The sequence below is a fragment of the Streptomyces sp. NPDC031340 genome, assembly GCF_055569945.1.
The window spans coordinates 23,339-37,576 of sequence record NZ_JBVIIE010000039.1; the positions used below are offsets into that span (position 1 = coordinate 23,339).

The 14,238-nt window shown below is 72.7% G+C and carries 14 protein-coding genes; 8 read left to right on the forward strand and 6 right to left on the reverse strand.

Features of this window, described 5'->3' with window-relative positions; translation table 11 throughout:
* The first annotated feature begins 72 nt into the window (after positions 1–72).
* From ACZ5GT_RS27265 to ACZ5GT_RS27280, 4 genes are all read left to right on the forward strand, one after another.
* Positions 73–1,287 carry an MFS transporter gene (locus ACZ5GT_RS27265; protein WP_469031550.1) on the forward strand — a complete coding sequence of 405 codons (1,215 nt, stop codon included), beginning with the start codon at positions 73–75 and terminating at the stop codon, positions 1,285–1,287.
* 51 nt (positions 1,288–1,338) lie between these two features.
* The gene (locus tag ACZ5GT_RS27270) at positions 1,339–1,746 is read left to right on the forward strand and encodes a DUF3592 domain-containing protein (RefSeq protein ID WP_469031551.1); all 408 of its coding nucleotides are present in this window, start codon (positions 1,339–1,341) and stop codon (positions 1,744–1,746) included.
* 204 nt (positions 1,747–1,950) lie between these two features.
* On the forward strand, positions 1,951–2,649 hold the full coding sequence (locus ACZ5GT_RS27275; RefSeq protein ID WP_469031552.1) for a DUF4232 domain-containing protein: 699 nt from the start codon (positions 1,951–1,953) through the stop codon (positions 2,647–2,649).
* 28 nt (positions 2,650–2,677) lie between these two features.
* The gene (locus ACZ5GT_RS27280) at positions 2,678–3,115 is read left to right on the forward strand and encodes a glutaredoxin domain-containing protein (protein ID WP_469031553.1); all 438 of its coding nucleotides are present in this window, start codon (positions 2,678–2,680) and stop codon (positions 3,113–3,115) included.
* 30 nt (positions 3,116–3,145) lie between these two features.
* Here the strand turns inward: ACZ5GT_RS27280 and ACZ5GT_RS27285 are convergent, their stop codons facing one another.
* The 3 genes from ACZ5GT_RS27285 to ACZ5GT_RS27295 all read right to left on the reverse strand — a co-directional run bounded on the left by ACZ5GT_RS27285 (position 3,146) and on the right by ACZ5GT_RS27295 (position 4,519).
* Entirely contained in the window at positions 3,146–3,478 is a 333-nt protein-coding gene (locus ACZ5GT_RS27285; RefSeq protein WP_469031554.1) for a hypothetical protein, read from the reverse strand.
* A complete protein-coding gene (locus tag ACZ5GT_RS27290) occupies positions 3,475–4,044 on the reverse strand; it encodes an IPT/TIG domain-containing protein (RefSeq protein ID WP_469031555.1) in 570 nt (189 codons plus the stop codon). The genes ACZ5GT_RS27285 and ACZ5GT_RS27290 overlap by 4 nt, the downstream gene beginning before the upstream one ends.
* Positions 4,045–4,141: 97 nt before the next feature.
* The gene (locus ACZ5GT_RS27295; RefSeq protein WP_469031556.1) at positions 4,142–4,519 is read right to left on the reverse strand and encodes an ATP-binding protein; all 378 of its coding nucleotides are present in this window, start codon (positions 4,517–4,519) and stop codon (positions 4,142–4,144) included.
* A 131-nt stretch (positions 4,520–4,650) separates the two neighbouring features.
* Here ACZ5GT_RS27295 and ACZ5GT_RS27300 point away from each other — a divergent pair, with 131 nt between their 5' ends.
* The gene (locus ACZ5GT_RS27300) at positions 4,651–5,514 is read left to right on the forward strand and encodes a helix-turn-helix domain-containing protein (protein WP_469031557.1); all 864 of its coding nucleotides are present in this window, start codon (positions 4,651–4,653) and stop codon (positions 5,512–5,514) included.
* On the forward strand, positions 5,486–5,695 hold the full coding sequence (locus tag ACZ5GT_RS27305) for a DUF397 domain-containing protein (RefSeq protein ID WP_469031558.1): 210 nt from the start codon (positions 5,486–5,488) through the stop codon (positions 5,693–5,695). The genes ACZ5GT_RS27300 and ACZ5GT_RS27305 overlap by 29 nt, the downstream gene beginning before the upstream one ends.
* Before the next feature lie 382 nt (positions 5,696–6,077).
* Here ACZ5GT_RS27305 and ACZ5GT_RS27310 read toward each other — a convergent pair whose 3' ends face one another.
* Entirely contained in the window at positions 6,078–6,482 is a 405-nt protein-coding gene (locus ACZ5GT_RS27310) for a hypothetical protein (RefSeq protein WP_469031559.1), read from the reverse strand.
* Here ACZ5GT_RS27310 and ACZ5GT_RS27315 point away from each other — a divergent pair.
* On the forward strand, positions 6,481–7,128 hold the full coding sequence (locus tag ACZ5GT_RS27315) for an MmyB family transcriptional regulator (RefSeq protein WP_469031560.1): 648 nt from the start codon (positions 6,481–6,483) through the stop codon (positions 7,126–7,128). The two genes, ACZ5GT_RS27310 and ACZ5GT_RS27315, sit on opposite strands and share 2 nt — an antisense overlap.
* A gap of 68 nt (positions 7,129–7,196) precedes the next feature.
* Here the strand turns inward: ACZ5GT_RS27315 and ACZ5GT_RS27320 are convergent, their stop codons facing one another.
* Positions 7,197–7,826 carry a hypothetical protein gene (locus ACZ5GT_RS27320; RefSeq protein ID WP_469031561.1) on the reverse strand — a complete coding sequence of 210 codons (630 nt, stop codon included), beginning with the start codon at positions 7,824–7,826 and terminating at the stop codon, positions 7,197–7,199.
* A gap of 295 nt (positions 7,827–8,121) precedes the next feature.
* On the opposite strand from ACZ5GT_RS27320, the gene ACZ5GT_RS27325 reads away from it, so the two are divergent.
* A complete protein-coding gene (locus ACZ5GT_RS27325; protein WP_469031562.1) occupies positions 8,122–12,063 on the forward strand; it encodes an nSTAND1 domain-containing NTPase in 3,942 nt (1,313 codons plus the stop codon).
* Positions 12,064–12,138: 75 nt separating this feature from the next.
* Here ACZ5GT_RS27325 and ACZ5GT_RS27330 read toward each other — a convergent pair whose 3' ends face one another.
* Entirely contained in the window at positions 12,139–14,178 is a 2,040-nt protein-coding gene (locus tag ACZ5GT_RS27330) for an NAD(+) synthase (protein ID WP_469031601.1), read from the reverse strand.
* Positions 14,179–14,238 lie beyond the last annotated feature (60 nt).

Genomic DNA, 14,238 nt, shown 5'->3' on the forward strand with positions numbered 1-14,238 from the left:
AGACTTTGTTCCGCGACTGAACATAAACTGGTCCGGAACTTCGCTCTCCCCTGGAAAGGCACAGGCCCCTCCATGCCTCTGGCCCTGCTCGCCCTGGCCGTCGGCGCCTTCGGCATCGGCACCACCGAATTCGTGATGATGGGCCTGCTGCCCGACGTCGCCGACGACCTGCGGGTGTCCGTCCCCGGCGCCGGGCACCTGGTGTCGGCCTACGCGCTCGGCGTCGTCGTCGGCGCCCCGCTGCTCGCCGCCGGCACCGCGCGCCTGGCCCGGCGCACGGTCCTGATCGGCCTGATGGCGCTGTTCGTCGCCGGCAACGCGCTCTCGGCCCTCGCGCCCGGCTACGACTGGCTGCTGGCAGCCCGCTTCCTGAGCGGACTGCCGCACGGCGCCTTCTTCGGCGTCGGCGCGGTCGTCGCCACCACCCTGGCCGCGCCGGAGCGCAAGGCCCGCTCGGTGTCGCTGATGTTCCTCGGCCTGACGGTCGCGAACGTCGTCGGCGTGCCGGCCGCCACGCTCATGGGGCAGCAACTGGGCTGGCGGGCGACGTTCCTCGGCGTCAGCGCGATCGGCCTCGCGGCGATCACCTCGCTGGCGCTGCTGCTCCCGCGCGACCACATGCCCGCCCCGGCCGCGGGCCTGCGCGGCGAGCTGGCCGCCCTGCGCTCCCTCCCGGTCTGGCTGGCCCTCGCTACGACGGTGGCGGGCTTCGGCGCCCTGTTCGCCGCGTACAGCTACATCACCCCGATGCTCACGGACGCCGCCGGGTACGCCGACGCGAGCGTCACCGTGCTGCTGGCGCTGTTCGGCGTCGGCGCGACCGCCGGCAACCTGCTGGGCGGCCGGCTGGCGGACCGCTCGATGCGCGGCACCCTCTTCGGCGGCCTGACCTCGCTGGCCGCCGTACTGCTGCTCTTCCCGGTGCTGATGCGCGCCGAGTGGAGCGCGGCGGCCGCGGTGACCCTGCTCGGCCTGGCGGCGTTCGTCACGGGCTCCCCGCTCCAGCTGATGGTGATGGAGAAGGCGGCGGCCGGCCCCTCCCTGGCCTCCTCCGCCAACCAGGCCGCCTTCAACCTGGCCAACGCCGGCGGCGCCTGGATCGGCGGCCTCGCCCTCGCGACCGGCTCAGGACCGACCTCCCCGGCACTGGCGGGCGCGGCACTGGCCGTGCTCGGCCTGGCGGTGGCGGGCACGGCGGCCACGGTGGACCGACGCCGCGCCGTCCCCGGCCGGGAGCGGCTGATCGCCAGCCATGTGCCGGAGCGGTCGGGCGCGTTGCACGGCTGACCCGGCGTGAACGGCCGGAAGAGGACAGCAGGGGCGCTGTAGCCTGCGCGCGTGAACCTGGACCAGATCGTCATCGGGCCATTCATCCCCGCGGTGGCAGGCTGCTCGGGGTGGGCCTTCGCGAAGGCGTGGACGAACTTCCGCCTCCTGACCCGAGGGCAGTGGATCGAAGCGGAGATCGTCTACGTCAGGGAGGACACGGACGGCGACGGCGACCCTCGCTTCTATCCCGAGGTCGCCTTCACCCCTCCGGACAGCGACGAGGTCAGAGTCGAGTCCAGGGTCGGCCGACTGTATCCGATCGACTACCCGGCGCCGATACGCGTCCGGTACGACCCGGCCAAGCCCCGGCGCGCGCGTCTGCAGGGCTACGGCGAACCCGGCCTGTTCATGTGCCTGGTGGGCGGGGTCGGAGGGGCCGTCCTCGCCGTGGGGCTGTTCAGGAGTCTCTTCACCTGATCGTGCCGGGTTTCCGCGCCACCTGGCTGCCGACACGGGCCCAGTAGCAAGTGAGCGGGGGCCGCACTGTCACCATCGACCGGCAGATGCGTACTTGATCGGTAACAGAGCTGTGGCGACGGCGAGTTGCGGGCGATCCCCGGGCAGTATCGCTCTGCTGTCGCATCGACAGTGACCATGCACGCGAATCACGGGGGATACACCATGAACGCCACTGCCCACAGAAACGGCAAGAGCCGCAGCGGCTGGAGCGCCTGCGCCCTGGGTGCGGCGGCGATCGCCGCGCTGCTGACGACCACGGCATGCGAGTCCGGCGGGAGCGACACCGCGAACGAATCCAAGTCCTCGGCCCGGCCCAGCGCGACGAGTTCGGCGACGGCGACCGCGACGGCGACGCCGACCGGCGACAGCGGCGGCGAAAGCGAGGAGAGCGGGGACACCGACGCCACGAGCGCGTCCGGCTTCCCCCTCTGCACCCTGAAGGACCTGTCGATCTCGGCCACGAGCTACGACGCGAAGGGCGAGACGGTCCGTCACATTCTCCTCGTCGCCACCAACACGGGCGACAACAAGTGCGACGTCCAGAACGCCCCCGAGGTCACGCTCGGCGACGCCAAGGGCCCGGCGCCGGTCCTGGAGGGTGACACCTCCGACGGTCCCTTCAGCCTCGCTCCCGGCGAGAAGGCGTACGCCGGTCTGCTCGCCACCGGCGGCCACATGGACACCTACGACGTGAAGTCCATGACCGTCACCCTCGGCAGCCCCGGCGGCGAGACCGAGGCCGAGAAGCCGGTCGACCTGTCCATGCCCGTCGCGTCGTTCCCGGCCGACGACGGCCAGCGCGTCACGAACTGGGCGCCGACCGAGGGCCTCGCCATGCGCCCCGTCACCAGCCGGTCCTGACCAGCACCAGGCGGTAGCCTTCGTCTTCATGATGCGCGCCTGGCTCCTCCCGATCCTGCTCGTGCTGTTCGGCTCAGGCGCTGCGGCCGTGCAGGCCGTCAAGGGGAGCCCTGGCGGTGCCGTGGCACCGCTCCTGGTGATCGTGTTGCTCGCGGTCCTGAACTCGCCCCTGGTCTTCCCGAGGCCGATCGGAGCCGAGGAAGCCCAACGCCGCAGCGCGGCCGACGGTCGCCCGGTCGTCTACTGGCGGCCGGGCTGCAGGTACTGTCTGCGCCTGCGCGTCAGGCTGGGCCGCCGCGCCCGCCGGGCGTACTGGGTCGACATCTGGCGTGACCCGGCCGGAGCCGCGGTGGTGCGGGAGGTCAACAAGGGCGACGAGACCGTCCCCACCGTCGTCGTGGCAGGCCGGCCGCACGTCAACCCCGACCCCGCGTGGGTGCGCGAACAGCTCGCGCGTTCCGCGTGACCTCCGCTGGAGCTGACGCACAGCGCCGGGTCACGGCAACGGATCGGCGCCTTCGAGGATCTGCCACCCGGCGGCCCGCGTGCCCGACCTGAGATGCTCGACGCCCTTCCCGCGCAGCGTCACCCAGGCGGTGAGGCCGGTGTCGAGTGCGGCCGTGCGACGCCCATGGACGACCGTCTGCGTCAGCGTCAGGTCGATCGCCTGTGCCGAACCGCCGAGCCGGTCGAAGCGGGCACCGCGGCGGACCGGCCCCCGCAGGCAGCGCACAGTGACCGCGGCCTGTTCCAGGGAAGCCACGATGACCATGACGATCTGCAGCTCTACGCCGCTACGACCGTTGCCGGGGCTCAGGAACTCGCTCACGCGGCCGTGATGTGGAACGGAGTGTCGGCGTGCATCTGGCTGTCCAGGCCGCGGGCCTCGAACGACTGCGGCAGATCCGAGTCGACGCTGTCCTTAGGAACCTTGACCTGTGCGGCGAACCGGCCGTCGGATCCGGTCGTGACGTCGCGGAGGTCGACCGTCATGCCGTACGTCCCGTCGAACGTGATGCGCACCTGCTCTCCAGCGGTGAAGCCGGAACCCGTGATGGTGATGACGGTGCCTCCGGCGGCCGAGTCGGGACTGGCGACGATGCGGGGAGCCGTCGGAGACGGCTCCGGGGCCGATGACGTCGCAGGGAGGCTCTGCACGGGCGGTGAGGCGGCCGGAGGCGCTGCGGGTGAGGCCGCGGACGTCTGCTGCGAGGCCGTGACCGCAGCAGCGGGGGAATCCTTCGGGGTGCCACCACCCGCGAGCACTCCCGCGATCACCGCCGCCGCGACCGTGGCCGCCCCGGTGATGACTGCCGCGGTGATCGCCGTGCGGTGGTTGCGGTCGGTCCTTCCGCCCTCGCCGTCACGGGTACGGGTGTCGCCGTTGTCAGACACCGCGGATCCTCCAACTGGCCTAGTCCGGGCGGCAGTCGATCACACTACACAGAGACGCCGTCCCAAGGCCTCCGCTTTCTCGACCATGGAGCGTCGATCACGAGTGCACCACGCGGCTCAGTTCGCACCACACCGTCTTGCGGTCCGGGCCCTGGTCCACGCCCCACCGGTCGGCCAGCGCGTCGAGCAGCGCCATTCCCCGCCCGGACTCCTCCGACGCCGTGACGGACAGCAGGACGGGCAGGGCGCGAGGGTCGGGGTCGGTCACCTCGATGCGGGTGCGACCGCGCTCGCACGGGCCGGTGACGCGGACGGTCACCGGGGTGCCCTCGCCCACGTGGTCGATCACGTTCGTCAGCAACTCCGTCGCGCACAGGCGGACTTCGAAGTCGAGCGCACGGAGGTGGTGGCGCAGCTCGGGCACGGCCTTGGGCGTGGCGAGCAGGCTGAGTTCGGTGGGGGAGTGGTGGGGCATGGGGTGTCGACCTTCTGAGCGGTGTGTGACGAACACCTCACAGACTGTCGCCGGGCTCGATAGCGTGGAAGGGAATTCGCGTCCGCGAGGCGGACGGCGGAAACGGCACGGTGAGTTACGGCGGTGAGCACGTGGTCCGACGCAAGGACATCGACGGTTCGATCAGCGTCCCCGACTTCTACGGCAAGGAGTTGCGGTGGAAGAGGGAGGCGGCGGGACTGTCCTTGGAAGCGCTCCTCGAGGGCAGCTTCTACGGCAAGACCTACCTGAGCGACATCGAGCACGGCAAGCGGCGGATGCCGGTTGACCTGGCCCGCCATGCGGATCGTGTGCTGGGCACCGACGGTTTCTTCGAGCGGCGTTGCGAGGACGTGCGGCGGGCCAGGCGGGGGCCGCATGCCACCTACTTCGAGCGGATTTTGGAGGCGGAGAAGCACGCGGAGACCATTGAGGAGTGGTGTCCGAGCACCTTCCCCGGACTGCTGCAGACGGCTCCTTACGCGCGGACACTCGTCCGGTCCGCCCATCCGGCGGCCTCCGAGGAATGGGTCGAGGAGAAGGTGCGGGCCCGGATCGGCCGCGCGCGCCTCTTCGAGGACGACCATTCCGTCCCTGAGTACTGGGCGATCCTGCATCAGTCGCTGCTGACCGACGCCATCCTGTCGACGGACGAGATGGCTGCGCAGCTCGACCGAATCGTGGAGCTGACCGAGCAGTGCCGGATCACTCCGCAGATCGTTCCGCGGAGGTGCGGGGCGTACCCCTTGATGGCCGCCACCATCATGATCATGACGTTTCCGGATGCTCCGCCGTTGATCTACACCGAGGCGTCGTACAGCGGGGACACCATCGACGATCCGGCTCTCGTGAAGCAGTACCGCAAGGCATACGATCGGCTCAGGGCCGTCGCGCTGTCGCCGGACACGTCCCTCGCCATGATCAAAGCCGCCGCGGAGGATTACCGAAATGGCAAGCACCCGGATCGACTTGAGTGACGCGCTCTGGATGAAGAGCAGTTACAGCAACGGGGACGGCGGCAACTGCGTCGAAGTCGCCGACAACATCCCCGGCGTTGTCCCCGTCCGGGACTCCAAGGCCCCCGACGGCCCCGCCCTGCTCCTCACCGCCGCCGCCTGGGCCCCCTTCGTCGCCTCGCTCAAGGCGGAGGCCGCATGAGGCACCGTCCCACTCCGCTCTCAGCCACCCTGAGCGGAGCGGCGCTGGGGTGCGCGGCGGTTCGCGAGTTGATCACGGCTCGCCGGGCAGAACCGGAGCCGCAGGCAGGGCCGTTGCGCCGACGGATCCAGGACCCTTCGGCTCCCGGTTGGAACAGCCGACGCGAGGCAGGACGCGCCGACGAAGACGGTCCGCGGCGTACGCTCGCCCGTCGAGTGGGCGGAGGTCCAGCCGCGCAGACGGGGACGCCGCCACCCTACGAGCCGGGTGTGACGCCGGCCCGGGTTGGTGGCGGGATATGAACGTGTGGGCCCCGACGAGAAACGGATGAGGGGCGGCGGGCCGTCCCGAGTGCGCCGCGCCATGTCGCAGCCAGTGAAGCTCAGCGGTGGATTCTCCGCACCTCCGAGAGAGCCCACTCGGGCTCGGGGTGCACGAAGGGTCCCAGGTAGATGAGCACGAACACGCCTACTGTGCCCACTCCGGCGGCCGGCCACGCCCAGATGCGCCGCGTGTTGATCGCCGAGTCGCACGCCGCAACGCGAGCGTCCACAGCCCGCTCCGGCAGCCCGGCATGGACGGCGTCATAGGTGATGGCGTTTTCCACGCCCGTGACGGCGGTCCCACACTTCAGAGGCTCCCCTTCGCTCGCATCGGCCTTCACACCGAGCAACAACCCGCATAGGCCGATGAGGAAGAGGGCACCAGCGATGACGGACAGCACCGCGTAAACAGCGCCGTCTATGGTCCGTTCCTCGTTCCAGCCAAGTCGCCTTCTGCTTCCCATGGTTCCGTGCCTACCCCGCCGCGGGGTCCGCTACGTCGTCGGCACGGCTGCACATGGCGGGCCTTTCGGCACCGTCCGAGATCTGATCAGACCGGTACGCTGCCTGCGCAGCGTAGAGCTCGCCGGTCACGCGGCCGCGACCGACGCCGAAGAACCGGAGCCGCTCGCCGCCGAGGTGGCGGCCGTCCCGCTCCTGCTCGAGCCGCATCCGGCGTACATCATCGGCGGCAACTACGACGTGCTCAGCCGCAACCGGGCGGCGGACGAACTGTTCCCGAACCTCGGCGCGGCGGCGGACCGGCCGGCGAACTTCGCCCGCTGGGTGTTCCTGGAGCCCGCCGCCCGGACCGTCGTGGTCGACTGGGAAACCGAGGCACGCGGCCTGCTGGCCCGGCTGAGGACCCTGGCCGGCCGCCACCCGTGCGATCCCCGCTACACCCGGCTGATCGACGAGCTGAACGCGGGCAGCCCCGAAGTACGCGCCTGGTGGCCGCGGTACGACGTGCAGCCCCGGCACGGCGGACGGAAACGGCTACGGCGCCCGGGAGGCGGCGTGACCGACTTCGCCTACACCGCCTTCCACGTGGCCGAACAGCCGGAGCAGACGCTGGTCGTCTACTCCGACGGCCGGAAAACGGCCGACTGAGCGTCAGCCTGCGGAAACGCGGACGGTCCGCCGCCCCAAGGGCGGCGGACCGTCGTACGGCGGGCGGATCAGCCGTAGTTCTGCAGCCACACCTCGGTGCTGTGACTCGTGCCGTGGAGCTGGATCTTGGCGCGGTAGACGCCGTGGATCGCCGCGTTGTTGATGCGGCTGTGGATCGTTCCGCCGAGGCAGAGCCACTTCCTCGACGTGCTCACGTTGTACCAGAACCCGAACCGGTAGCGCTGGATGGTGACCTGGCCCTTGGTGCCGTCACCGCCGTTCCAGCACCGCCAGGCGACCTGGAAGACCTTCGCCCTGGACACGACCGGTGCGGTGACCCAGCGCTTCCCGTTCTTCTTGGCGTGGTAGAGGTTGAACCACCGGGCGGACGCCATCGACTCGTGGCCGGCCGACGTCCCGGTCGAGACCCCGGTCGACGTCCCGGTGACGGACAGTGCCGCCGGCGTGGCCGGCGTGGTCGTGGACGCCGTGCTGACGGTGGCGGCCCGCGCCGGTACGGGCGCCGCCGAGGCGGGCGTGCCGGCGGCGAGACCCGCGCCGAGGGCCGCGGCCGCCAGGGCGACGACGACGCTGTTGCGCATGCTCCTGACCGCGGTCCCCCTCGTGTCCGGCGCCGCCGCTCGCTCGCGGGTCTCCTCCGCGCTGGAACTCACCGGCCGCGTGACTTGGATGTTCATCGAGTCCTCCGTTCGGAACCTGTTCGCCGGCCGCGGTGTCGGGCCGACAACGACGAGTTCAGCGCTGGTCAGGGTTGTTCAGCAGGCCCCTGCCGCCACACTGAACAATCCGGTGCGGCCGGGAAGGAGATCCCCTGGAGGGGCTTGTTCGGCGGTTGTGGAAGGAGTGGCGGGGCTCCTAGCGTGGGGCGGGGCGGGAGGACGCCCGTCCGACGGGGGCACGGCGGCGAGTGCCGCGAGGGCAGAGGACAGAGGGCACGGGGGAATCGGGCCTGTGGGGCGTCAAGAGAGGCCGGTGGATCCGAACGCCGGGCCGGTGCAGCGGCTCGCGTACGAGTTACGGAAGCTGCGGCAGGAGGCGGGCGGGATCACCTACCGGGAGATGGCCCGGCAGGCCCACTACTCGGTGACCGCCCTCTCCCAGGCCGCCGCCGGTGAGCAACTGCCGTCGCTCGCGGTCACCCTGGCGTACGCGCGGGCCTGCGGCGGCGAGGCCGAGGAGTGGGAGCGGCGGTGGCGGGAGGCGGACGAGGAGTCCGCGGTACGGGAACGGGCGGACGGTGACAAGCGGTCGCCGTACCAGGGGCTGGCCCGGTTCGAGCCGGACGACCACGAACGGTTCTTCGGACGGGACGAACTGGTCGGCAGGCTGCTGCGGTTGACGGCCGACCGGCGGTTCTCGGCGGTCTTCGGGCCGTCCGGCAGCGGGAAGTCGTCGCTGCTGCGGGCCGGGCTCGTGCCGGCGCTCCGCCGGCCGGGGCGGGACGGGAGGAGGATCGCGGAGGTACGGATCCTCACCCCGGGGCGGCAGCCCACGCGGGAGTACGCGCAGGCGCTGCGGCCGGCCGACGGGGGCGCGGGCGGCGGGGACACCGTCGTCGTCGTGGACCAGTTCGAGGAGGTCTTCACCCTCTGCCAGGACCCCGCGGAGCGCACCGCGTTCATCGACGGGCTGCTCGCCGCCCGCGCCCCGGACAGCGGGCTGCGGGTCGTCATCGCCGTACGCGCCGACTTCTACGGCCGCTGCGCCGAACACCGCGTCCTCGCCGACACGTTGTCCGAGGCCGGGCTGCTGGTCGGTCCGATGAGCCCCGCCGAACTGCGCGAGGCGGTCGTGCGGCCCGCGCAGACGGCCGGGCTGATCGTCGAACGCGAACTGACCGCGCGGCTGGTGCGCGAGGTGGCCGACGAGCCGGGCGGGCTGCCGCTGCTGTCGCACGCCCTGCACGAGACCTGGCGCCGGCGCCGGGGACGGGCGCTGACCGTGCGGGCGTACGAGGCCGCCGGCGGAGTCCACGGCGCCATCGCCCAGAGCGCGGAGGACGCCTACGCCCGGCTCGGCCCCGAGGACGCCGAACTCGCCCGGCTCGTCCTGCTGCGGCTGATCACCCCCGGCGACGGCGCGGCGGACACCCGCCGGCCGGTGGACCGCGACGAACTCGACTTCGCCGGGCCGGGCGGCTCCGCGGACCTCCGCCGGGTACTGGACCACCTGGCCCGCGCCCGGCTGATCACCCTCGGCCACGACACCGTCGACCTCGCGCACGAGGCGCTGATCACCGCGTGGCCGCGGCTGTCCGGCTGGATCGACGGCGAGCGGGAACGGCTGCGCGTGCACCGGCGGTTGAGCGAGGCGGCACGCACCTGGGACGAGCTCGGCCGCGACCCGGGCGCCCTGTACCGCGGCACCCGGCTCCGCACCGCGCGGGAACAGCTCACCGAGACCTCGCTCACCTCGCTGGAGCGGGCCTTCCTGACCGCGAGCCGGGCCGCGCGGCGGGGCGAACGCCGCCGGCGGCGAGGGGTCGTCGGCAGCCTCGCGGCACTGGTCGTCCTCGCCCTGGTCGCCGGAGCGGTCGCCTGGCAGCAGAACCGGGCCGGTGACCGCCGCCGGGTGGAGGCCGAGGCCCGCCGTGTCGCGGCGGTCGCCGACAGCATGCGGTTCTCCGACCCGGTCACCGCGATGCGACTCAGCGTGGCCGGGTGGCGGCTGGCCGACACGACGGAGACCCGGTCGGCGCTGATCGGGGCCATGGCGCAGCGCGAGGAGGACGTGTTCCCGGTGCCGGGCGCCGATCTGGGCCCCGACGACGGGTCCGGCAACGATGTGCGTCGGCTGACCTCGGACGGTCGGCAGGTGGTGTCGGTCACGGCGGACCGGGTCAGGAGCTGGGACCTGCGCACCCACCGCCTCACCCGCTCCGTGCCGGGACCCGGACGCCTGATGGACGGCGGCGCCTCGGTCGCCGTCAGCCCGGACGGCCGGACCCTCGCGGTGGCGACGAGCGAAGCGGTCAAACTCTGGGACGTCCGGACCGCCCGGGTGACGGGGACCCTGGCCGCACCGGACGTGCTGGACCCGCCGACCTTCAGCCGGGACGGGCACACCCTGGTGGTGCGGACCCTCCCCTTCGAAGCGAAGCCCTCCGTCCAGGTCTGGGACCTGCGCGGCCACCGCAGGCTCCTCAGGGTCGGGGAGTACGACGACGAGACGCTCCAGTCCTTCGCGCTCGGCCCCGACGGCCGGACGCTCGCGCTGTGCACGGACCGGCGCGGCCTGGAGGTGTGGGACGTCGGACACCGGCGGAAGTCCGCCGGGTCCTGGGCGGCAAAGGTGGGCCCCGGCCACTGCGGTGAGGGGGTGCTCGCCGTCTCGCCGGACGGCCGGACCCTCGCGCTCACCGGCGATCACGGAATCCGCCGGTGGGACCTGCGCACCGGACGCGCGCTGCCCGCCCTGGGCTCCGACCCGGTGAGCGACGCGCGTTTCAGCGCGCACGGCGACTTCGTCCTGGCCATGAGCGGCAGGGCGTTGCTGCTGTGGCGGTCGGCCGGCCCCGACGCGCCCGTGCTCACGCAGCGGCTGCCGGCCGGGCAGGCCGGGGACATCGCCTTCGACGGTCCGACCGAAACGGTGCGCTACCTCAACGAGCTGGGGACCGTGGTCCGGTCGCTGAGCCTGGGCCGGTCGACGACCGGCCGGTGGGACCAGCAGAAGCCGACCCGCTGGGCGCGTCTCTCCGCCGACGGCCGGGTGCTGGCCCGCTTCCGCACGGTGCGCGGCGTGCCCCGGCTGGAGGCGGTGGACACCCGCAGCGGACGGGTCCTCCTCGCCCCGGAAACGGACATGTGCCCCGAGGAGACTCCCGAGTCGTTCTGCTCCGACCTCGCCGCGCTCAGCCCCGACGGCCGGTACGTCGCCTACGGCCGGGGCGGGGAGGCGGACGGCCGGGGCGGGGAAGCGAGCGGGCAGGGCGGGGAAGCGAGCGGGCAGGGCGGGGAAGCGAGCGGGCAGGGCGGGGAAGCGAGCGGGCCGGGCGTGGCGGCGGACGGGCCGGGCGTGGCGGCGGACGGGCCGGGCGTGGCGGCGGACGGGCCGGGCGTGGAGGCGAGCGGGCGGGACGGCGGCCCGGACGAGGCGACGGTCACCGTGTGGGACGTACGCCGCCGTCGTACGTACGCCACCGTCAGGATCCGTCCCGCGGACGGGGAGAACGCCCTCGCCGGGCTGGCGCTGGACTCCCACGCCCGCACCCTGGTGGTGTACCGGGCCACGGACCCGGTGTCCGCCGAGGTCTGGGACCTGAGGCGGCGCAAGCGGGTGCGCTCCGTGCACGGCACCCGCATGACCGGTGTCACCGAGTCCGGCTCCACCGGCGTCGACCCGGTGCTGAACTCCGCCGGTGACCGGCTGGTCACCGCGGAGGGCGTGGTGGCCGAACTGCGGGCGCGGGGACGGGTCGAGCCGCGCCTCCTCGGCGAGGGCAGCAACAAGGCCGTGGCGTTCAGCCCCGACGGCGGGTTGCTGGCCTCGGGCGACGAGTTGGGCCGCGTCACCGTCTGGAACGGCACGCTCCGCAAGCGCCTCGGGGCGCTGGACACCAACGCGTCGGAGACCGAGGCGGACACGGTCGGCCCGGTGTCCGCGCTGGCCTTCTCCCACGACGGCGGCACCCTGGCGGTCGCCGGGGAGGCCGGCACCGTACAGCTCTGGGACGTCGCCTCCCTGCGGCTCCTGGGCTCCGCGCTGCCGGCCCCGGGCGACCAGCCGCTCGCCCTCGCCTTCGGCCCCGACGACACGGCCCTGTACGCGGCCGGCGAGTACACACCGGTCCAGCGGTACGACCTGGACCCCGGGCACCTGGCCGCGGCCGTCTGCGGGCGCACGGGCTCGGGCCTCTCCGGCCCCGACTGGAAGGCCTACCTGCCGGACCTCCCCTACCGGCACACCTGTTGATCCGGCCGCCCCGGCCGCCGGCCGGGACCGGACTCGGCGGTCCCGCCGGCCGGCAGGAGGACGGGGTCGACGCGCTCAGGCCGCAGGGTCGTCGAACCGTTCCAGGTCCCGCAGCCAGGCGCGCGCGTTGCCGTCCGACGGGGCGCGCCAGTCGCCCCGCGGGGAGAGCGAGCCGCCCGCCGAGACCTTCGGCCCGTTCGGCATGGCCGAGCGCTTGAACTGGGCGAACGCGAAGAAGCGGCGGCAGAACACCTCCAGCCAGCGCCGGATCTCCGGGAGGTCGTAGGCCACCCGCTTGGCCTCGGGGAAGTTCGGCGGCCAGGCGCCGGCCTCCGGGTCGTGCCAGGCGTGCCAGGCCAGGAAGGCGATCTTCGACGGCCGGAAGCCGTAGCGCAGCACGTGGAAGAGCGTGAAGTCGTGCAGCGCGTACGGGCCGATCTTCGACTCCGTCGACTGCATCTCCTCGCCGGGGACCAGCTCCGGGCTGATCTCGGTGTCGAGGATCGCGGCGAGCGTGGCGCCGGTCTCCTCGCCGAACTGGCCGCTGCTGATGACCCACCGGATGAGGTGCTGGATCAGCGTCTTCGGCACCCCGCCGTTGACGTTGTAGTGGCTCATCTGGTCGCCCACGCCGTACGTGGACCAGCCGAGCGCCAGCTCCGACAGGTCACCGGTCCCGAGGACGATGCCGCCGCGCTGGTTGGCGAGCCGGAACAGGTAGTCGGTGCGCAGCCCGGCCTGCACGTTCTCGAAGGTGACGTCGTACACCGGCTCGCCGGAGGCGAACGGGTGGCCCATCTCCTCCAGCATCAGCCGTGCCGTCGGCGTGATGTCCAGCTCGGCCGCGGTGACGCCGAGCGAGTTCATCAGCTTGTGGGCGTTGTCCTTGGTGTGGTCGCTGGTGGCGAACCCGGGCAGGGTGAAGGCGAGGATGTCGCTGCGCGGGCGCCCCGCGCGGTCCATCGCGCGGGCGGCGACGATCAGCGCGTGCGTGGAGTCGAGGCCGCCGGACACCCCGATGACCACCTTCGGCCCGCCGATCGCGGCCAGCCGCTGCTGGAGGCCCGCGACCTGGATGTTGTACGCCTCGTAGCAGTCCAGGGCGAGACGGTCGGGGTCGGCCGGCACGAACGGGAACCGCTCCACCCGCCGCCGCAGCCCGCGGTCGGTGAGCGGCGGTTCGAGGGTGAACGTCACGGTGCGGAAGTCGCCGGTGCGCGCGGCGTGCGTGCGCCGGTTGTCGTCGAAGGTGCCCATCCGCTGCCGCTCCTGCCGCAGCAGGTCGAGGTCGACGTCGGCGACGGCGTACTGGTCGGCGAGCGGGAACCGGTCGGACTCGTCGAGCAGCACCCCGTTCTCGTAGATCATGGCCTGCCCGTCCCAGGACAGGTCGGTGGTCGACTCGCCCAGGCCGGCCGCCGCGTAGACGTACGCGGCGAGGCAGCGGGAGGACGCCGAACGGCACAGCAGCCTGCGGTCCTCGGCCCGCCCGACCGTGATGGGGCTGCCGGACAGGTTGGCCAGGACGGTCGCGCCGGCCAGCGCGGCCTCCGCGCTCGGCGGCACCGGCACCCACATGTCCTCGCACACCTCGGCGTGCAGCACCAGCCCGGGCACGTCCGCCGCCTCGAAGAGCAGGTCCACCCCGAACGGCACGGCCTCGCCGCCGACCCGGATCGTCCCGCCGCGCTCGTCGTCGCCCCCGGCGAGCTGCCGACGCTCGTAGAACTCACGGTAGTTGGGCGGGTACGACTTCGGCACGACACCGAGGATCCGCCCGCGGTGCACGACCACGGCGCAGTTGTAGATCCGGTTGCGGTGCCGCAGCGGGGCGCCGACGACCAGCACCGGCAGCAGCTCGGCCGAACCGGCCACCACGCTCGCCAGGGCCGCCTCGACGCCGTCCAGCAGCGCGTCCTGGAGCAGCAGGTCCTCGATCGAGTAGCCGCACAGCACCATCTCCGGGAAGACCGCGACGGCGACCCCCTCCTCGGCACACCGGCGCGCCTGCCGCAGCACCGCCTCGGCGTTGGCGGGCGGGTCGGCGATCACGGTGTGGCCCGTGCAGGCGGCGACCCGCGCGAAGCCGTGCTGATAGATCGACCAGAAGTTCAACGGAGACGGAGACACGCGCCCAGTGTAATCGTCAGACAGACGCGATAGCGGGGCGGCCCC